At 59.1% G+C, this 18,703-nt stretch carries 16 protein-coding genes and 2 tRNA genes; 17 read left to right on the forward strand and 1 reads right to left on the reverse strand.

What is annotated here, in order from left to right; genetic code table 11:
- The first annotated feature begins 147 nt into the window (after window positions 1–147).
- The 4 genes from carA (at window position 148) to J3P79_RS04055 (ending at window position 5,523) form a co-directional block, all read left to right on the forward strand.
- Window positions 148–1,284, forward strand: coding sequence for a glutamine-hydrolyzing carbamoyl-phosphate synthase small subunit (carA, locus tag J3P79_RS04040; RefSeq protein WP_434608354.1), 1,137 nt, complete (start codon window positions 148–150; stop codon window positions 1,282–1,284).
- A gap of 105 nt (window positions 1,285–1,389) precedes the next feature.
- A complete protein-coding gene (carB, locus tag J3P79_RS04045; protein ID WP_434608356.1) occupies window positions 1,390–4,611 on the forward strand; it encodes a carbamoyl-phosphate synthase large subunit in 3,222 nt (1,073 codons plus the stop codon).
- A gap of 2 nt (window positions 4,612–4,613) precedes the next feature.
- A complete protein-coding gene (greA, locus tag J3P79_RS04050) occupies window positions 4,614–5,090 on the forward strand; it encodes a transcription elongation factor GreA (RefSeq protein WP_030139783.1) in 477 nt (158 codons plus the stop codon).
- A gap of 28 nt (window positions 5,091–5,118) precedes the next feature.
- Window positions 5,119–5,523: an MFS transporter gene (locus tag J3P79_RS04055; protein WP_434608358.1), complete on the forward strand. Its 405-nt coding sequence runs from the start codon at window positions 5,119–5,121 to the stop codon at window positions 5,521–5,523.
- A 9-nt stretch (window positions 5,524–5,532) separates the two neighbouring features.
- On the opposite strand, the gene J3P79_RS04060 is transcribed toward J3P79_RS04055, so the two are convergent.
- The gene (locus tag J3P79_RS04060; RefSeq protein WP_434608360.1) at window positions 5,533–5,841 is read right to left on the reverse strand and encodes a YhbY family RNA-binding protein; all 309 of its coding nucleotides are present in this window, start codon (window positions 5,839–5,841) and stop codon (window positions 5,533–5,535) included.
- 108 nt (window positions 5,842–5,949) lie between these two features.
- Between J3P79_RS04060 and rlmE the strand changes: the two genes are divergently transcribed.
- The 13 genes from rlmE (at window position 5,950) to truB (ending at window position 18,575) form a co-directional block, all read left to right on the forward strand.
- Window positions 5,950–6,600: a 23S rRNA (uridine(2552)-2'-O)-methyltransferase RlmE gene (rlmE, locus tag J3P79_RS04065; RefSeq protein WP_039592319.1), complete on the forward strand. Its 651-nt coding sequence runs from the start codon at window positions 5,950–5,952 to the stop codon at window positions 6,598–6,600.
- 192 nt (window positions 6,601–6,792) lie between these two features.
- Window positions 6,793–8,703: an ATP-dependent zinc metalloprotease FtsH gene (gene ftsH, locus J3P79_RS04070; protein ID WP_434608361.1), complete on the forward strand. Its 1,911-nt coding sequence runs from the start codon at window positions 6,793–6,795 to the stop codon at window positions 8,701–8,703.
- Between the two features lie 8 nt (window positions 8,704–8,711).
- Window positions 8,712–9,563 carry a dihydropteroate synthase gene (gene folP, locus J3P79_RS04075; protein WP_434608362.1) on the forward strand — a complete coding sequence of 284 codons (852 nt, stop codon included), beginning with the start codon at window positions 8,712–8,714 and terminating at the stop codon, window positions 9,561–9,563.
- Between the two features lie 16 nt (window positions 9,564–9,579).
- On the forward strand, window positions 9,580–10,917 hold the full coding sequence (gene glmM / locus J3P79_RS04080; RefSeq protein WP_434608364.1) for a phosphoglucosamine mutase: 1,338 nt from the start codon (window positions 9,580–9,582) through the stop codon (window positions 10,915–10,917).
- A gap of 66 nt (window positions 10,918–10,983) precedes the next feature.
- Window positions 10,984–11,739, forward strand: a complete 756-nt coding sequence (gene tpiA, locus J3P79_RS04085) for a triose-phosphate isomerase (RefSeq protein WP_434608365.1) — start codon at window positions 10,984–10,986, stop codon at window positions 11,737–11,739.
- 4 nt (window positions 11,740–11,743) lie between these two features.
- A complete protein-coding gene (gene secG, locus J3P79_RS04090) occupies window positions 11,744–12,127 on the forward strand; it encodes a preprotein translocase subunit SecG (RefSeq protein WP_030139789.1) in 384 nt (127 codons plus the stop codon).
- A gap of 22 nt (window positions 12,128–12,149) precedes the next feature.
- Window positions 12,150–12,235: transfer RNA gene (locus tag J3P79_RS04095), tRNA-Leu, on the forward strand.
- Between the two features lie 97 nt (window positions 12,236–12,332).
- Window positions 12,333–12,409 (forward strand) — tRNA-Met (locus J3P79_RS04100).
- Window positions 12,410–12,545: 136 nt separating this feature from the next.
- A complete protein-coding gene (gene rimP / locus J3P79_RS04105; protein WP_033864484.1) occupies window positions 12,546–13,004 on the forward strand; it encodes a ribosome maturation factor RimP in 459 nt (152 codons plus the stop codon).
- 59 nt (window positions 13,005–13,063) lie between these two features.
- Window positions 13,064–14,545: a transcription termination factor NusA gene (gene nusA / locus J3P79_RS04110; RefSeq protein WP_003177868.1), complete on the forward strand. Its 1,482-nt coding sequence runs from the start codon at window positions 13,064–13,066 to the stop codon at window positions 14,543–14,545.
- A 27-nt stretch (window positions 14,546–14,572) separates the two neighbouring features.
- On the forward strand, window positions 14,573–17,092 hold the full coding sequence (gene infB, locus J3P79_RS04115) for a translation initiation factor IF-2 (RefSeq protein WP_434608367.1): 2,520 nt from the start codon (window positions 14,573–14,575) through the stop codon (window positions 17,090–17,092).
- Between the two features lie 160 nt (window positions 17,093–17,252).
- On the forward strand, window positions 17,253–17,654 hold the full coding sequence (gene rbfA, locus J3P79_RS04120; RefSeq protein WP_039592313.1) for a 30S ribosome-binding factor RbfA: 402 nt from the start codon (window positions 17,253–17,255) through the stop codon (window positions 17,652–17,654).
- A gap of 3 nt (window positions 17,655–17,657) precedes the next feature.
- Window positions 17,658–18,575 (forward strand): tRNA pseudouridine(55) synthase TruB, encoded by a 918-nt coding sequence (gene truB, locus J3P79_RS04125; protein ID WP_030139793.1) that lies wholly within the window; start codon window positions 17,658–17,660, stop codon window positions 18,573–18,575.
- Window positions 18,576–18,703 lie beyond the last annotated feature (128 nt).

The raw sequence follows: 18,703 nt of genomic DNA on the forward strand, positions 1-18,703 counted from the left end.
CCCTTTTTCTGTAAGCTACAGCTTTAGTGTGTCCACTAAAAGCGCGCAGAATAATTCAGTGAACAAGCGGGGTGACGTGTCCATACGTCACTCCGCTTTTTTACAACCTGCGATCGCCCTTTCAGGCTTTATTTACGGGAGGTCTTCTTGACTAAGCCAGCCATACTCGCCCTTGCTGATGGCAGCATTTTTCGCGGCGAAGCCATTGGAGCCGACGGTCAGACCGTTGGTGAGGTGGTGTTTAACACCGCAATGACCGGCTATCAGGAAATTCTTACCGATCCTTCCTACGCCCAACAAATCGTTACCTTGACCTACCCGCACATCGGCAACACCGGCACCACGCCGGAAGACGCCGAGTCTGACCGTGTCTGGTCCGCCGGCCTGGTCATCCGTGACTTGCCGCTGGTAGCGAGCAACTGGCGTAACACGATGTCCCTCTCCGATTACCTGAAAGCCAACAACGTCGTGGCGATCGCCGGTATCGACACTCGCCGCCTGACCCGCATCCTTCGGGAAAAAGGCGCGCAGAACGGCTGCATCATGGCCGGTGACAATATTTCCGAAGAAGCCGCTATCGCTGCTGCCCAGGGTTTCCCTGGCCTCAAGGGCATGGACCTGGCTAAAGTCGTCAGCACCAAGAAGCAGTACGAGTGGCGCTCCACGGTCTGGGACCTGAAGACCGACCGTCACGCGACGATCGAGGCTTGCGAGCTGCCGTACCACGTGGTCGCCTACGACTACGGCGTCAAGCTGAACATCCTGCGCATGCTGGTCGAGCGCGGTTGCCGCGTCACTGTTGTGCCGGCCCAAACCCCGGCCGCCGACGTCCTGGCACTCAAGCCCGACGGCGTGTTCCTGTCCAACGGCCCTGGTGATCCGGAGCCTTGCGACTATGCGATCCAGGCGATCAAGGATGTGCTGGAAACCGAGATCCCGGTCTTCGGTATCTGCCTCGGCCACCAGTTGCTGGCCCTGGCTTCGGGTGCCAAGACCTTGAAAATGGGCCACGGCCATCATGGTGCCAACCACCCGGTCCAGGACCTGGACACCGGCGTGGTGATGATCACCAGCCAGAACCACGGTTTCGCTGTGGATGAAGCGACCTTGCCGGCCAACGTCCGTGCGATCCACAAATCGCTGTTCGACGGCACGCTGCAAGGTATCGAGCGTACCGACAAGAGCGCGTTCAGCTTCCAGGGCCACCCTGAAGCGAGCCCGGGCCCGAACGATGTGGCGCCGCTGTTCGATCGCTTCATCAACGAGATGGCCAAGCGACGCTGACCGCGTGAAGCCCGAGGGCGGCCCCGAGCGCGGCGGCCCCCGCGGGCGCTTCAAAGATTGTTCGACGGCCTAGCCGACTGACCTGCGGATTTGAGTGACAAACCCATGCCAAAACGTACAGACATAAAAAGCATCCTGATTCTCGGCGCTGGCCCGATCGTGATCGGCCAGGCCTGCGAGTTCGACTACTCCGGCGCCCAGGCCTGCAAAGCCCTGCGCGAAGAGGGCTATCGCGTCATCCTGGTGAACTCCAACCCGGCCACCATCATGACCGACCCGGCCATGGCCGATGCCACCTACATCGAGCCGATCAAGTGGCAGACCGTTGCCAAGATCATCGAGAAGGAGCGCCCGGACGCGCTGCTGCCGACCATGGGCGGCCAGACCGCGCTGAACTGCGCACTGGACCTGGAGCGCGAAGGCGTCCTGGAGAAGTTCGGTGTGGAAATGATCGGCGCCAACGCCGACACCATCGACAAGGCCGAAGACCGCTCGCGTTTCGACAAGGCAATGAAATCCATCGGCCTGGACTGCCCACGCTCGGGCATCGCCCACAGCATGGAAGAGGCCAACGCCGTCCTGGAGCGCCTTGGCTTCCCGTGCATCATCCGTCCGTCCTTCACCATGGGCGGCACCGGTGGTGGTATCGCCTACAACCGTGAAGAATTCGAAGAAATCTGCGCCCGTGGTCTCGACTTGTCGCCGACCAAGGAACTGCTGATCGACGAATCCCTGATCGGCTGGAAAGAATATGAGATGGAAGTTGTCCGCGACAAAAAGGACAACTGCATCATCGTCTGCTCCATCGAGAACTTCGACCCGATGGGCGTGCACACCGGCGACTCGATCACCGTCGCACCGGCACAGACCCTGACCGACAAGGAATACCAGATCCTGCGTAACGCCTCCCTGGCGGTACTGCGCGAGATCGGCGTGGAAACCGGCGGCTCCAACGTCCAGTTCGGCATCTGCCCGAACACCGGTCGCATGGTGGTCATCGAGATGAACCCGCGGGTATCCCGTTCGTCGGCCCTGGCGTCGAAAGCCACCGGTTTCCCGATCGCCAAGGTCGCCGCCAAGCTGGCCGTGGGCTACACCCTGGACGAGCTGTCGAACGACATCACCGGCGGCAAGACCCCGGCGTCCTTCGAACCGTCCATCGACTACGTCGTGACCAAGCTGCCACGCTTCGCCTTCGAGAAGTTCGCCAAGGCCGACGCCCGCCTGACCACACAGATGAAGTCGGTCGGTGAAGTCATGGCCATCGGCCGGACCTTCCAGGAGTCCCTGCAGAAAGCCCTTCGCGGTCTGGAAGTGGGTGTTTGCGGTCTCGATCCAAAGCTGGACCTGAGCAACCCGGAAAGCATGAGCGAGCTCAAGCGCGAGCTGACCGTGCCGGGTGCCGAGCGTATCTGGTACGTGGCCGATGCGTTCCGCGCCGGCATGACCGTCGAGCAGATCTTCGGCATGAACATGATCGACCCTTGGTTCCTGGTGCAGATCGAAGATCTGATCAAGGAAGAAGAGAAGGTCAAGACCCTGGGCATGTCCACCATCGACCGCGACACGATGTTCCGCCTCAAGCGCAAGGGCTTCTCCGACATGCGCCTGGCCAAGCTGCTGGGTGTGACCGAAAAGAGCCTGCGCGCCCATCGCCACAAGCTGGAAGTGTTTCCGGTCTACAAGCGCGTCGACACCTGCGCGGCCGAGTTCGCCACCGACACCGCTTACCTGTACTCCACATACGAAGAAGAGTGCGAAGCTGCGCCTTCGACCCGCGACAAGATCATGATCCTGGGTGGCGGTCCTAACCGGATCGGCCAGGGTATCGAGTTCGACTACTGCTGCGTACACGCGGCACTGGCCCTGCGCGACGACGGTTACGAGACCATCATGGTCAACTGCAACCCGGAAACCGTGTCCACCGACTACGACACCTCCGATCGCCTGTACTTCGAGCCAGTGACCCTGGAAGACGTGCTGGAAATCGTCCGCGTCGAGAAACCAAAAGGCGTGATCGTCCAGTACGGCGGCCAGACCCCGCTGAAACTGGCCCGCGCCCTTGAAGCCGCCGGCGTGCCGATCATCGGCACCAGCCCGGATGCGATTGACCGCGCCGAAGACCGTGAGCGTTTCCAGCAGATGGTCGAGCGCCTGAACCTGCGCCAGCCGCCAAACGCCACCGTGCGCAGCGAGGACGAAGCGATTCGTGCCGCCGCCAAGATCGGTTACCCGCTGGTGGTGCGTCCGTCCTACGTACTGGGCGGTCGTGCGATGGAAATCGTTTACCAGGAAGACGAGCTCAAGCGCTACCTGCGCGAAGCGGTCCAAGTATCCAACGACAGCCCGGTGCTGCTGGACCACTTCCTCAACTGCGCCATCGAAATGGACGTGGATGCGGTCAGCGACGGCAAGGACGTGGTGATTGGCGCGATCATGCAACACATCGAACAAGCGGGCGTTCACTCCGGTGACTCCGCTTGCTCGCTGCCGCCTTACTCGCTGCCGGCGCACATCCAGGACGAGATGCGCGAGCAGGTCAAGAAAATGGCCCTGGAGCTGGGCGTTGTCGGCCTGATGAACGTGCAGTTGGCCCTGCAGGGCGAAGACATCTACGTCATTGAAGTCAACCCGCGCGCTTCTCGGACCGTACCGTTCGTTTCCAAGTGCATCGGTGTTTCCCTGGCGATGATCGCGGCCCGCGTAATGGCTGGCAAAACCCTGCAAGAGCTTGGCTTCACCAAGGAAATCATTCCGAACTTCTACAGCGTCAAGGAAGCGGTGTTCCCGTTCGCCAAGTTCCCAGGTGTCGACCCGATCCTCGGCCCGGAAATGAAATCCACCGGCGAAGTGATGGGTGTGGGCGATACCTTCGGTGAAGCCTTCGCCAAGGCCCAGATGGGCGCCAGTGAAGTGTTGCCGACGGGCGGCACGGCGTTCATCAGCGTGCGTGATGACGACAAGCCACTGGTTGCAGGTGTGGCTCGTGATCTGATCAACTTGGGCTTTGAAGTGGTCGCAACTGCCGGTACTGCCAAGCTGATCGAAGCAGCAGGCCTGAAAGTTCGCCGCGTGAACAAGGTGACCGAGGGCCGTCCGCACGTGGTCGACATGATCAAGAATGACGAAGTCACGCTGATCATCAACACCACCGAAGGTCGCCAGTCGATCGCCGATTCCTATTCCATTCGTCGCAACGCGCTGCAGCACAAGATCTACTGCACCACGACCATTGCGGCAGGCGAAGCGATCTGCGAAGCACTCAAGTTCGGTCCCGAGAAGACCGTGCGTCGCTTGCAGGATCTACATGCAGGATTGAAGGCATGAGCATAACCAAGTACCCGATGACTGTTCAGGGCGCGAAGGCCCTGGAAGAAGAGCACGCTTTCCTGACCAAGGTCGAGCGCCCGCGCTTGAGCCAGGCTATTGGTGAAGCGCGAGAGCTGGGCGACCTGAAGGAAAACGCCGAATACCACGCTGCCCGAGAGGAGCAGGGCATGGTCGAGGCGCGTGTCCGTGATATCGAAGGTCGCATGCAGAATGCAGTGATCATCGACGTCACGACGATCCCGCACACTGGCAAAGTGATTTTCGGCACCACTGTGGAAATCGCCAACGTCGAGACGGATGAAAGCGTTACTTACCAGATCGTTGGCGAGGACGAGGCAGACATCAAGCTCGGCAAGATTTCAGTGGGTTCACCTATCGCTCGTGCCTTGATCGCCAAGGAAGAGGGTGATGTGGTTGCCGTGAAGACGCCTGGCGGTGTCATCGAGTATGAGATTGTCGAAGTCCGTCATATCTGAGCGAAGGCGCCCGCTGCGCGCGGGTGCCATGATCTGGCAACTCTCCCAGATGTTGTGGGTGGGCGGCGTCTGGTTGCTGCACGTCGGTCTACTGCCGGTGCTGGGGCAAATCGGCCTGGCGCCGCTGCTCATCGATGAAATCGCAAGCATGCTGACGGCGCTGCTGGTCGGATTTTCCGCCGCATGCGTCATGTTCCAGGTTTTGGTGCTGGTCCAGGTCGAAGGTGTTGCTAGTCTTTGGCGCGACATCCGTGGGCAATTGCTGCTCATGGCGTCGTATGCGTGCGCAATGTTCCTGGCGGTGCGTCTCGGCTGGCCAGAAGCAATTCAATGGCAGGTATTCAGTTACCTGGTGTTGGGCTTTTCCGGATTGATACTGGTGTTGCAGCCGGTGCCCGGCTGGAGTGGCAGGGTGCGCGAAGCGCACCCTTGACCCTTGGCATCACTTGAAACGGTGCACATTCGACAGTTGCTTGTTGACGCTGAAGTTCTTGCGATAAATCAGCGCCATCTTGCCGATGACCTGTACCAGGTCTGCCTTTCCGACTTTGCATAGCTCGGCGATGGCAGCCAGGCGGGCTTCGCGGTCCAGGATGTTGAGCTTGATCTTGATCAGCTCATGGTCACCCAGGGCGCGCTCGAGTTCGGCGAGTACACCTTCAGTCAAACCGTTGTCAGCCACAGTCAAAACCGGTTTCAGATGGTGGCCAATGGATTTGTATTGTTTCTTCTGCTCTTGAGTGAGCGGCATAATCTGACCCCTGCGTCTGATCTTGTAAAAAGCGGCGGCCAGTTTACCCGAGCAAGTCCGGGACCGCCCAGTTAATCACGACGCGATTTATTTTTTTAGAGGTGGCCCGTGGCCCGTTCCAAGACAAGCCAGAACTGGCTCAAAGAACATTTCAACGATCCCTACGTCAAAATGGCGCAGAAAGACGGCTATCGCTCGCGCGCCAGCTATAAATTGCTGGAAATCCAGGAGAAGGATCGCCTGATCCGCCCTGGCATGACCGTGATCGACCTCGGTGCAGCGCCGGGAGGCTGGTCGCAAGTGACCAGTCGTCTGATTGGAGGTCAGGGGCGGTTGATCGCTTCCGACATCCTGGAAATGGATGGCATCCCCGACGTCACCTTCATCCAGGGCGATTTCACGGAGGACGCGGTGTTGGCGAAAATCCTCGAAGCCGTCGGAAATACCGAAGTTGACCTTGTGATTTCCGATATGGCCCCCAATATGAGTGGATTGGCGGCTGTCGACATGCCTCGTGCGATGTTCCTCAGCGAGCTGGCCCTGGATCTTGCGGGGCGGGTTCTGCGTCCGGGTGGTGATTTTCTGATCAAGGTCTTCCAAGGCGAAGGCTTCGACGAATACCACAAGGGCATCCGCAAACTGTTCGACAAAGTGCAGATGCGCAAGCCATTGTCGTCCCGTGACCGTTCTCGCGAGCAGTACCTGTTGGCGCGTGGGTTCCGCGGGATTGAAGGCGCTGCCAGCGATGAGCGTCTTTAATGAGGGGCGATAGTTTTTTTTGTCTCGCCTTGCAGAAGCCGCGTAACGAAAATTACGCGAGCCAAAGTTTCACAAAGGGTTACAGACGGCGCCTGCCAAGTCGCAGGTAATGTAGTAAGTTAGGCCGGTGAATATCATGCGAAGCGCGCGCCAGTAGCGGAGCTTGCTTCAGAGGGTAGTTAATTGAACGATATGGCAAAGAATCTGATCCTGTGGTTGATCATCGCAGCAGTCCTTGTGACCGTGATGAACAACTTCTCCAGCCCTAACGAGCCGCAGACCCTCAACTATTCCGACTTCCTCCAGCAGGTCAAGGAAGGCAAGGTCGAGCGCGTAGCCGTTGACGGCTATGTGATTACCGGCAAGCGCACCGATGGCGACAATTTCAAGACCATTCGTCCGGCTATCCAGGACAATGGCCTGATCGGCGACCTGGTTGACAATCGTGTCGTGATCGAAGGCAAGCAGCCTGAGCAGCAAAGCATCTGGACGCAGCTCCTGGTCGCAAGCTTCCCTATCCTCGTGATCATTGCGGTGTTCATGTTCTTCATGCGCCAGATGCAGGGCGGAGCCGGAGGCAAGGGCGGGCCGATGAGTTTCGGCAAGAGCAAGGCCCGGCTGTTGTCTGAAGATCAGGTCAAGACCACCCTTGCCGACGTCGCGGGTTGCGACGAGGCCAAGGAGGAAGTGGGTGAGCTGGTCGAATTCCTGCGCGATCCGGGCAAATTCCAGCGCCTGGGTGGCCGCATTCCACGTGGCGTGCTGATGGTCGGCCCACCGGGGACTGGTAAAACGTTGCTGGCCAAGGCGATTGCCGGCGAAGCGAAAGTACCGTTCTTCACGATTTCCGGCTCCGATTTTGTCGAGATGTTCGTCGGCGTGGGCGCGAGTCGCGTACGTGACATGTTCGAACAAGCCAAGAAGCACGCTCCTTGCATCATTTTCATCGACGAGATCGACGCTGTCGGTCGTCACCGTGGTGCTGGCATGGGTGGTGGTCACGACGAACGTGAACAGACTCTCAACCAGTTGCTGGTCGAGATGGACGGTTTTGAAATGAACGACGGCATCATCGTGATTGCCGCTACCAACCGTCCTGATGTGCTCGACCCTGCGCTGTTGCGTCCAGGTCGTTTCGACCGCCAGGTCGTGGTGGGGCTGCCGGACATTCGCGGTCGCGAACAGATCCTGAAGGTCCACATGCGCAAGGTGCCGATGGGTGACGATGTTGCTCCAGCGGTCATCGCCCGCGGTACGCCGGGCTTCTCCGGCGCAGACTTGGCAAACCTCGTAAACGAAGCGTCGTTGTTTGCGGCCCGTTCCGGCAAGCGCGTCGTGGAAATGAAAGAGTTCGAATTGGCCAAGGACAAGATCATGATGGGCGCCGAGCGCAAATCGATGGTCATGTCGGAAAAGGAAAAGCAGAACACGGCTTACCATGAGGCGGGTCACGCCATTGTCGGTCGCGTAGTGCCTGAGCATGATCCGGTGTACAAGGTGTCGATCATCCCGCGCGGTCGCGCGCTGGGCGTTACGATGTTCCTTCCGGAAGAAGACCGCTACAGCCTTTCCAAGCGTGCATTGATCAGTCAGATATGTTCGCTGTATGGCGGTCGTATCGCCGAGGAAATGACGTTGGGCTTCGATGGTGTAACGACCGGTGCGTCGAACGACATCATGCGTGCCAGCCAGATTGCCCGGAACATGGTGACCAAGTGGGGCTTGTCCGAGAAGCTCGGGCCGTTGATGTACGCAGAGGAAGAGGGCGAAGTGTTCCTTGGACGCGGTGGTGGTGGGCAGCATGCGAGCTTCTCGGGCGAGACTGCCAAGCTTATCGACACTGAGGTTCGCAGCATCATCGACCACTGCTACGGAACGGCCAAGCAGATCCTCACGGATAATCGCGATAAGCTGGATGCGATGGCTGATGCCTTGATGAAGTATGAAACCATCGATGCCGAGCAGATCGACGACATCATGGCCGGCCGCACGCCTCGCGAACCTCGTGATTGGACGGGTGGCACGGGTACCTCGGGTACGCCTCCGGCGGTGCAGGGCGAGCGTCCGGAAACACCTATCGGCGGTCCGGCGGCCGACGTTTAAGGCTTGAAATGACTTCTGTCCAGTCCTCGACCCGGTTGCCTTGCGGCAACCGGGTTCTTGATTTGGCCCATGTGCATGTCATGGGCATCCTTAACGTCACTCCAGACTCCTTTTCCGATGGTGGGCGCTTCAGTCAGCTCGACGCTGCGTTGCGGCATGCGGAGGTCATGGTCTCGGCGGGCGCGACGCTGATCGATGTGGGTGGCGAGTCCACCCGTCCCGGTGCGCGGGCGGTTTCGCCGACTGAAGAGCTGGAGCGAGTGGCGCCGATTGTCGAGCGCATCCATCGCGAGCTTGATGTCGTTATCTCGGTCGACACGTCCACGCCGGCAGTCATGCGTGAGGCGGCGCGCCTGGGGGCGGGGCTGATCAATGATGTTCGCGCCTTGCGCCGCGATGGCGCTCTGGATGCGGCCGCTGCCACGGGCCTGCCGGTTTGCCTGATGCACATGCTTGGCGAGCCAGGAACCATGCAGGACGACCCGAACTATCACGACGTGACCAGGGAGGTGGGCGAATTCCTGGCGGAGCGCATGGGCCTTTGTGCTGCTGCGGGCATTCCTGCCGAGCGCATCATCCTTGATCCCGGATTCGGTTTTGCGAAGACGCTGGCGCACAATCTGAGCCTGTTCAAACATATGGAAGCCTTGCATGCACTGGGGCGGCCTCTATTGGTCGGCGTCTCGCGAAAGAGCATGATCGGCAATGCCTTGAATCGTCCGGTTGGAGAGCGCCTATATGGTGGTCTCGCCCTGGCCGCCCTGGCCATTACAAAAGGCGCGCGCATATTGCGGGTGCATGATGTAGTCGAAACAATGGATATCGTGCGGATGATCGCGGCCGTGGATTCAGCCGAATAAGAATGAAGGAGCACTTATGAGTAAAAAATACTTTGGCACCGACGGTATCCGTGGTCGGGTCGGCGAATACCCCATTACCCCTGATTTCATGCTCAAGCTTGGCTGGGCTGCTGGCATGGCGTTCCGCAAAATGGGTGCCTGCAAGGTGCTGGTCGGCAAGGACACGCGGATATCCGGCTACATGTTCGAATCGGCCCTTGAAGCCGGCCTGACGTCGGCGGGAGCCGATGTCATGCTGCTCGGGCCGATGCCTACGCCTGCCATCGCCTACCTGACGCGTACGTTCCAGGCACAGGCTGGCATCGTGATCAGCGCGTCGCATAACCCGCATGACGATAACGGCATCAAGTTCTTCTCCGGCAAGGGCACCAAGCTGCCGGACGACATCGAATTGATGATCGAAGAGCTGTTGGATGCGCCGATGACGGTGGTTGAGTCGAGCAAGATCGGCAAGGTGTCCCGGATCAACGATGCATCGGGTCGTTACATTGAGTTCTGCAAGGGCAGTGTTCCAGCCGGTACGAGTTTTTCGGGGTTGAAGATCGTGGTCGATTGCGCCCATGGCGCAACCTACAAAGTCGCACCGAGCGTATTTCGTGAGCTGGGCGCCGAGGTGGTGGTGCTTTCCGCCCAGCCTAACGGGCTGAACATCAACCATAACTGTGGCTCTACCCATACCGAGGCGTTGCAGGCGGCTGTATTGGCTGAGCAAGCTGATCTGGGGATCGCTTTCGATGGTGATGGCGATCGAGTGCTGATGGTCGACCACACCGGTACGGTTGTCGACGGTGATGAGCTGCTGTTCATCATCGCCCGCGATTTGCGCGGTCGCGGCAAGCTCAAAGGCGGCGTCGTCGGGACATTGATGAGCAATCTCGGGCTTGAGCTGGCCCTGGCGGACCTGGACATACCCTTTGTGCGGGCCAATGTGGGTGACCGTTATGTCATCTCGGAGCTGCTGGAACGCGATTGGGTGATTGGTGGCGAAAATTCGGGGCATATTGTCTGTTTCGACCACACCACCACTGGCGATGCGATCATTGCCGCCTTGCAAGTGTTGATGGCGCTCAAGGCACGTAACGAGGGGCTTGCCCAGGCGCGCCAGGCGTTGCGCAAGTGCCCGCAGGTTCTGATCAACGTACGTTTCGGTGGGGGTGTGAATCCGCTCGAGCACGCGACGGTCAAGCAGGCCAGTGAACGCGTCACCCAGGCGATGGCCGGGCGTGGGAGGGTATTGTTGCGCAAGTCAGGGACAGAGCCTTTGGTGCGTGTGATGGTCGAAGGCGAGGATGAAGCGCAGGTCCGTGGTTATGCTGAAGAGCTGGCAAAACTGGTTACTGAAGTTTCTGCCTGAATTCGGCTTGCCAGCCATGAATCGGTTGGGTAACATCTGCGCCCACTTTGACCGACGAGGTACAGCATGCGTCGCCCTATGGTAGCTGGTAACTGGAAGATGCACGGTACCCGCGCCAGCGTCGCTGAGCTGATCAAGGGCCTTCGTAATCTGGCCTTGCCAAGCGGTGTTGATGTAGCGGTATTCCCGCCCTGCTTGTATATCAACCAGGTGGTTGATGGCTTGAAGGGTAAGTCGATTTCGGTCGGCGCGCAGAACTCTGCGGTGGAATCCATGCAAGGTGCGTTGACCGGTGAAATCGCACCGAGTCAGTTGGTGGATGCAGGGTCTTCCCTGGTCCTGGTCGGACATTCCGAGCGTCGCCAGATCATGGGCGAGCAGGACAAGATGCTGATCCGCAAATTTGCTGCGGCTCAAGCTTGTGGTCTGATTCCGGTGCTGTGCGTTGGGGAGACCCTTGAGCAGCGTGAAGCCGGCAAGACGCTTGAAGTTGTCGGGCGTCAGCTGGGCAGCATCATTGAAGACTTGGGTGTCGGTGCTTTTGCAAAGGCGGTCATTGCCTACGAGCCGGTCTGGGCCATTGGCACCGGACTGACGGCTTCGCCGCAACAGGCGCAGGATGTGCACGCCGCCATCCGCGCGCAGTTGGCGGCAGAGAATTCTGAAGTGGCACGAGGTGTGCGGCTTCTATACGGCGGCAGCGTGAAGGCGGCCAATGCGGCCGAACTGTTCGGCATGCCGGATATCGATGGGGGGCTCATTGGTGGAGCTTCCCTGAATGCAGATGAGTTCGGTGCGATTTGTCGCGCCGCGGGAAACTGAAAAAATGCTGGAAACAGTCGTAGTCGTTTTTCATCTGCTGGGCGCGCTGGGTGTAGTCGCTCTCGTATTGCTGCAGCAGGGTAAAGGTGCGGATGCTGGTGCGTCTTTCGGTGCAGGTGCTTCAAATACTGTATTCGGAAGCCAAGGTTCCTCTACCTTTCTTAGTAAGTTTACTGCTATACTCGCCGCCGGTTTCTTCATAACCAGCTTAGGGTTAGGTTACTTTGCTAAAGAGAAGGCTCAAGAGCTGACTCAGGTAGGTTTGCCAAATCCAGCGGTGTTGGAAGCGCCAAAGCAACAACCGGCTTCTGATGATGTCCCGGTGCTTCAAGAGCAAAAGTCGGCCAACTCGGCGACTGACGTACCTCCAGCTCAAGAGCAGAAGTAAGAAGGTTTCAAGCGCTGTATTTGCCGAGGTGGTGGAATTGGTAGACACGCAACCTTGAGGTGGTTGTGCCCATAGGGTGTAGGGGTTCGAGTCCCCTTCTCGGTACCAATTATCAGGAGAGCCCGCTTTTGCGGGCTTTCTTGTAGGTGGAAGCGTTACATTGACCCTATTAGGGATCGGTCGTATACTTCCGCCCCAGCTTTGTCGCGGGATGGAGCAGCCTGGTAGCTCGTCGGGCTCATAACCCGAAGGTCGTCGGTTCAAATCCGGCTCCCGCAACCAGTTTCAGGGCCCCTTCCAAGGGGCTTTTTGTTAGCTGGACACTTTACAACGCCGCTGTTCAACGGCGTTTCAAGGATGGGCGTTTCGCCCATTTTTTATTTTGCACAGCATGCACTACATGCACGAGGGGGTTCAGGTGTCGAGCAAGCTAGAAGAGTTGCAGGCCTTGTTGGCCCCGGTGGTCGTGGCCCTAGGCTATGAATGCTGGGGTATTGAGTTTTCGGCTCAAGGTCGCCACTCAATGTTGCGCGTTTATATTGATAAGGAAGGCGGTGTGCTGGTGGACGATTGCGCCATTGTCAGCCGTCAGATCAGTGGTGTATTGGATGTTGAAGATCCAATCGCCTCCGAATACACCCTTGAAGTTTCCTCGCCTGGCATGGAGCGCCCTCTGTTCACTCTTGAGCAGTTTGCTTCGTTTGCCGGTGAACAAGTGAAGATCAGGCTGCGCTCGCCTTTCGAAGGTCGACGCAACTTCCAAGGCCTTCTACGCGGTGTAGAAGAGCAGGATGTCGTGGTTCAAGTAGACGAACACGAATTCCTGTTGCCGATCGATATGATCGACAAGGCCAACATTATTCCCAGTTTTGACTGATACGTGCCAGATACTGCGGATCCCGCGGATCCAATGGCTTGCGAAAGGCGAGGCGTACGATGAGCAAAGAAGTACTGCTGGTTGTTGAGTCGGTATCCAATGAAAAGGGCGTACCGGCTAACGTTATTTTTGAAGCGCTGGAGCTGGCCCTGGCCACTGCTACCAAGAAGCGGTTCGAAGATGAAGTTGATTTGCGTGTGGAAATCAATCGCCACACGGGTGCCTACGAGACGTTCCGTCGCTGGACGGTAGTCGAGGAAGCGGACCTGGACGACCCGGCTATCGAAACCTGGCCGAGCAAGGTTGCGGAAACGCATCCGGGCGCCAAGGTCGGTGACGTCGTCGAAGAAAAAATCGAGTCCATTGAATTCGGTCGCATCGCTGCACAGACTGCCAAGCAGGTTATTGTGCAGAAAGTTCGCGAAGCCGAGCGCGCGCAAGTCGTCGACGCTTATCGCGAGCGCCTGGGGGAAATCATCTCCGGCACCGTGAAAAAAGTGACCCGCGACAACGTGATCGTCGACCTGGGCAACAACGCCGAAGCGTTGCTGGCCCGTGAAGACATCATTTCTCGCGAAACTTTCCGGGTTGGCGTGCGTTTGCGTGCGCTGCTCAAGGAAATCCGCACCGAGAACCGCGGCCCACAGTTGATCCTGTCGCGTACCGCGCCGGAAATGCTGATCGAGTTGTTCCGCATCGAAGTGCCGGAAATTGCTGAAGGCCTGATCGAAGTCATGGCCGCGTCCCGTGATCCGGGTTCGCGTGCCAAGATCGCGGTCCGCTCCAAGGACAAGCGTATCGACCCGCAAGGTGCCTGCATCGGCATGCGTGGTTCGCGTGTCCAGGCCGTATCCGGCGAGTTGGGCGGCGAGCGCGTGGACATCGTCCTGTGGGACGACAACCCGGCTCAGTTCGTGATCAATGCCATGTCGCCTGCTGAAGTGGCGGCAATTATCGTCGACGAAGATGCCCATGCCATGGACATCGCCGTTGGCGCAGACAATCTGGCTCAGGCCATCGGTCGCGGTGGTCAGAACGTGCGTCTGGCCAGCCAATTGACTGGCTGGACCCTGAACGTGATGACCGAATCGGACATCCAGGCTAAGCAGCAAGCTGAAACCGGCGACATCCTGCGCAACTTCATCGAAGAGCTTGAAGTCGATGAAGAGCTGGCGCAGGTGCTGGTGGACGAAGGCTTTACCAGCCTGGAAGAGATTGCCTACGTACCGGTGGAGGAAATGCTCAACATCGACGGCTTTGACGAGGAAATCGTCAACGAGCTTCGCGCTCGGGCCAAGGATCGTTTGTTGACCAAAGCCATCGCTACTGAGGAAAAGCTGGCAGACGCCCATCCGGCCGAAGACCTGCTCTCGCTTGAGGGCATGGACAAGGATTTGGCGATGGAACTGGCGGTGCGCGGCGTAATTACCCGCGAAGACCTGGCCGAGCAGTCTATTGACGATCTGCTCGACATCGACGGCATTGACGATGATCGTGCCGGCAAGTTGATCATGGCCGCCCGAGCCCACTGGTTCGAGTAATTAGGCGCGGCCTGAGGAGAGAAGTGCATGACGCAAGTCACGGTGAAACAACTGGCCGATGAGGTCAAAACACCGGTAGAGCGCCTGTTGCAGCAGATGCGTGAGGCAGGTCTGCCGCACACCGCCGCCGAGGAACATGTGACCGACAGTGAGAAGCAGTCCCTGCTGACTCACCTGAAGAGCAGTCACAAGGCGAAAGTGGAAGAACCGCGCAAGATCACTCTGCAGCGTAAAACCACCAGCACCCTGCGTGTTGCCGGTAGCAAAAGCATCAGCGTTGAAGTACGCAAGAAGAAAGTCTTCGTACAGCGCAGCCCGGAAGAAATCGAAGCCGAGCGCAAGCGCGAGCTGGAAGAACGTCGCGCAGTAGAAAATGCTGCTCGCCAGAAGGCTGAAGAAGAAGCCAAGCGTCGTGCTGAAGAAGAAGCGCGTCGCCAGCCTGCTGCTGCGCAACCCGCTCCGGCCGAATCTGTCGAGGCTGTTGCCTCGGTTGCCGAACCTGTGCGCGAAGCCGCTCCAGTCGTAGCGCCGGCGCCGGCTCCGGCCGATACCCGCAAGCGCGACGAACAGCGTCGTCCGGACAAGCCACGTGCCGACGACAACCGTCGTGGTAGTGGCGATGGCGAGCGCAAGAACGCTCCTCATCGCGCTTCGGTCAAGGAAAAGGCGCCGGCACCACGTGTTGCGCCTCGTACTACCGACGAAGAAAGCGATGGCTTCCGTCGCGGCGGTCGCGGCAAGGCCAAGCTGAAGAAACGCAACGCCCACGGTTTCCAGAGCCCAACCGGCCCTGTCGTGCGCGAAGTGAAGATCGGCGAGACCATCACTGTGGGCGACCTGGCCCAGCAGATGTCGGTCAAGGCTGCTGAAATCATCAAGTTCATGTTCAAGCTGGGCACCCCGGCCACCATCAACCAGGTACTGGACCAGGAAACTGCCCAGCTGGTCGCCGAAGAGCTGGGCCACAAAGTGACCCTGGTCAGCGACACCGCCCTGGAAGATTCCCTGGCCGAGTCGCTGAAGTTCGAAGGTGAAGCGGTTGCCCGTGCGCCTGTCGTAACCGTCATGGGTCACGTTGACCACGGTAAGACCTCGCTGCTCGACTATATCCGTCGTGCGAAGGTTGCTGCTGGCGAAGCTGGCGGTATTACCCAGCACATCGGCGCCTACCACGTTGAAACCGACCGCGGCATGGTGACGTTCCTTGACACCCCGGGTCACGCCGCGTTTACCGCGATGCGTGCCCGTGGTGCCAAAGCGACCGACATCGTGATCCTGGTGGTTGCGGCGGACGACGGCGTCATGCCGCAAACCATCGAAGCCGTTCAGCATGCCCAGGCAGCTGGCGTGCCGCTGGTGGTTGCAGTGAACAAGATCGACAAGCCGGGCGCTGATCTCGATCGCATCCGCAGCGAACTCTCGGTTCACGGCGTGACCTCCGAAGAATGGGGTGGCGACACGCCATTCGTTCCGGTTTCCGCGAAGATGGGTACTGGCGTCGACGAACTGCTCGAAGCCGTCCTGTTGCAGGCCGAGGTTCTGGAACTGACCGCTACGCCTTCGGCGCCTGGCCGTGGTGTGGTTGTTGAATCTCGCCTCGACAAGGGCCGCGGCCCGGTGGCGACCGTGCTGGTTCAAGACGGTACCCTGCGCCAGGGCGACATGGTGCTGGTTGGTTCGAACTATGGCCGCGTGCGCGCCATGCTCGACGAGAACGGCAAGCCAATCAAGGAAGCCGGTCCGGCTATCCCGGTCGAGATCCTCGGCCTGGACGGCACCCCGGATGCTGGCGACGAGATGAGCGTTGTGGCTGACGAGAAGAAGGCCCGTGAAGTGGCTCTGTTCCGTCAAGGCAAGTTCCGCGAAGTCAAGCTGGCCCGTGCTCACGCCGGCAAGCTGGAAAACATCTTCGAAAACATGGGCCAGGAAGAGAAGAAGACGCTCAACATCGTCCTCAAATCCGACGTCCGTGGTTCGTTGGAAGCGTTGAACGGCGCCTTGAATGGCCTGGGTAACGACGAAGTGCAAGTGCGTGTGGTCGGTGGCGGCGTCGGTGGTATCACCGAGTCCGATGCCAACCTGGCACTGGCTTCCAACGCTGTACTGTTCGGCTTCAACGTGCGTGCCGATGCAGGCGCTCGCAAGATCGTCGAGCAGGAAGGCCTGGACATGCGTTACTACAACGTGATCTACGACATCATCGAAGACGTCAAGAAAGCGTTGACCGGTATGTTGGGCAGCGACGTGCGGGAGAACATCCTGGGCGTGGCCGAAGTTCGCGACGTGTTCCGTTCGCCGAAATTTGGTGCCATCGCCGGTTGCATGGTGATCGAAGGTGTCGTTCACCGTAACCGTCCGATCCGTGTACTGCGTGAAGACATCGTTATTTTCGAAGGCGAGCTGGAATCCCTGCGTCGCTTCAAGGATGACGCTTCCGAAGTACGTGCCGGCATGGAATGCGGTATTGGCGTCAAGAGCTACAACGACGTCAAGGTCGGCGACAAGATCGAAGTCTTCGAGAAGGTCCAGGTTGCTCGCAGCCTCTGACTCGCGCACTTCAAGAGCCGCACCGGGCAGCCGCATGAACATGCGCTGCCCGGCTGGCGGACTCTAAACGCAACGCCCGGTCTGGCTTTTCGCCAGGCCGGGCGTTTGCCGCTTTCAGACCTCGCGGGTTTCACCGTGGGGCAGTAACAGGTAACAAGACATGGCAAAAGAATACAGCCGTACCCAACGAATCGGCGATCAGATGCAGCGCGAGCTGGCCCAACTGATCCGTCGCGAAGTCAAAGACCCGCGCGTTGGCCTGGTCACCATTACCGCCGTGGAAGTCAGCCGTGACGTCGGTCATGCAAAGATTTTCATCACCGTGATGGGGCAGGACAGCGCCGAAGAAATCGCCCAGAGCATCAAGGTGCTCAACTCGGCTGCCGGTTTCCTGCGTATGCAGTTGGCCCGGGAGATGAAGCTGCGCAGCGTTCCACAGTTGCACTTCCATTACGACGAAAGCGTCGTGCGTGGCGCGCACCTGTCGGCGCTGATCGAGCGCGCCGTGGCTGAAGACAGCCAACACCCGGCGGCCCCTGAACCCGAAGACACCAAGGAGTAGTCGGTGGCTCAGGTCAAACGTATCCGTCGTAACGTCAGCGGCATCATCCTGCTCGACAAGCCGCTGGGGTTCACGTCCAACGCAGCCTTGCAGAAAGTTCGCTGGCTGCTCAATGCCGAGAAGGCCGGCCACACCGGCAGCCTCGATCCGCTGGCCACTGGCGTTCTGCCGCTGTGCTTTGGCGAGGCGACCAAGTTCTCCCAGTACTTGCTCGATTCCGACAAAGGCTATGAAACCCTGGCGCAGTTGGGCAAGACCACCACCACGGCGGACGCCGAAGGTGAGGTTTTGCTGGAACGCCCGGTGACCGTTGGTCAGGCGGATGTCGAAGCGGTGCTGCCGAAATTTCGCGGGCAAATCAGTCAGATACCGCCGATGTACTCCGCTTTGAAGCGCGATGGACAGCCGTTGTACAAACTGGCCCGTGCAGGCGAAGTAGTGGAGCGTGAACCGCGTTCTGTTACTATTGCGCGCTTGGAATTGCTGGCCTTTGACGGTAATACTGCGCGGCTGGCTGTGGATTGCAGCAAGGGCACCTATATCCGGACCCTGGTGGAGGATATAGGCGAGCAGCTCGGTTGCGGTGCGTACGTGGCAGAATTGCGACGGACCCAGGCCGGACCTTTCACCTTGGCCCAGACGGTCACGCTGGAAGAACTCGAAGCCGTGCATGCCGAAGGCGGGAACGAAGCGGTCGACCGTTTCCTGATGCCATCGGACAGTGGCTTGCTTGACTGGCCGCTGCTGCAGTTCTCTGAACACAGTGCGTTCTACTGGCTCAACGGCCAGCCCGTACGTGCCCCGGATGCGCCGAAGTTCGGCATGGTCCGGGTACAGGATCACAACGGTCGTTTCATCGGCATTGGTGAAGTGAGCGAAGACGGGCGCATTGCGCCGCGTCGACTGATTCGGTCGGAATGACCGGAACCAGCCTGCGTAACAACAGGTTGGCGAGTGTGGCTGTTAACAGGCACGGTCACTACTCATTTATAGATACAGGGATTTGTCCCTGGCCTGTTGAAGCTGTTCCTCGGAACAGTTTCCTGACT

It is taken from the genome of Pseudomonas sp. R1-7, from assembly GCF_051132105.1.
GTDB lineage: Bacteria > Pseudomonadota > Gammaproteobacteria > Pseudomonadales > Pseudomonadaceae > Aquipseudomonas.

Bases quoted from the DNA above. Each gene is read 5' to 3' on its own strand.
- folP (WP_434608362.1), top strand. From the start codon at position 8,712: ATGACTTCTGTCCAGTCCTCGACCCGGTTGCCTTGCGGCAACCGGGTT.
- ftsH (WP_434608361.1), top strand. From the start codon at position 6,793: ATGGCAAAGAATCTGATCCTGTGGTTGATCATCGCAGCAGTCCTTGTG.
- J3P79_RS04060 (WP_434608360.1), bottom strand. From the start codon at position 5,841: ATGCCGCTCACTCAAGAGCAGAAGAAACAATACAAATCCATTGGCCAC.
- rbfA (WP_039592313.1), top strand. From the start codon at position 17,253: ATGGCAAAAGAATACAGCCGTACCCAACGAATCGGCGATCAGATGCAG.
- carB (WP_434608356.1), top strand. From the start codon at position 1,390: ATGCCAAAACGTACAGACATAAAAAGCATCCTGATTCTCGGCGCTGGC.
- J3P79_RS04055 (WP_434608358.1), top strand. From the start codon at position 5,119: ATGATCTGGCAACTCTCCCAGATGTTGTGGGTGGGCGGCGTCTGGTTG.
- secG (WP_030139789.1), top strand. From the start codon at position 11,744: ATGCTGGAAACAGTCGTAGTCGTTTTTCATCTGCTGGGCGCGCTGGGT.
- infB (WP_434608367.1), top strand. From the start codon at position 14,573: ATGACGCAAGTCACGGTGAAACAACTGGCCGATGAGGTCAAAACACCG.
- tpiA (WP_434608365.1), top strand. From the start codon at position 10,984: ATGCGTCGCCCTATGGTAGCTGGTAACTGGAAGATGCACGGTACCCGC.
- nusA (WP_003177868.1), top strand. From the start codon at position 13,064: ATGAGCAAAGAAGTACTGCTGGTTGTTGAGTCGGTATCCAATGAAAAG.
- glmM (WP_434608364.1), top strand. From the start codon at position 9,580: ATGAGTAAAAAATACTTTGGCACCGACGGTATCCGTGGTCGGGTCGGC.